We start from the raw sequence: 276 nt of genomic DNA, 5'->3' as shown, positions 1-276 counted from the left end.
GTGCAGTATTAGCCATTGCCTGCATACGGTACAAGCCTTCTATTAAGGTTTGTTGGCTAAATACCGTATTTAACCACGTGGCAAACTGATAACGCACAGTATCACTTGCGTCATCGGGCTTATTAATACAAATGTTATGACTTTGCCCTGCTCTGTCTATTAATAAGATTAACCAATCCGTGGAATCAAAATCGAGCACTTCCACTCTAAATACTTGTTGCGAGCGTACCTGTGGCAAACCAACACAACAACACACCTGATAACGCTGACTTAAAC

1 protein-coding gene is annotated in these 276 nt (G+C 41.7%); it reads right to left on the bottom strand.

Annotated features, from left to right (window positions below; all coding sequences use genetic code 11):
- Nucleotides 1–276 (bottom strand): hypothetical protein (locus AAEY88_RS13415; protein ID WP_350563183.1); only part of this gene is annotated, 276 nt, incomplete at both ends.

The organism is Psychrobacter sp. CAL346-MNA-CIBAN-0220 (assembly GCF_040309805.1).
In the GTDB taxonomy this organism is placed as follows: Bacteria; Pseudomonadota; Gammaproteobacteria; order Pseudomonadales; family Moraxellaceae; genus Psychrobacter.
The sequence above is the reverse complement of the archived record's forward strand: the minus strand, read 5'-3'. Positions and strand labels throughout refer to the sequence as shown.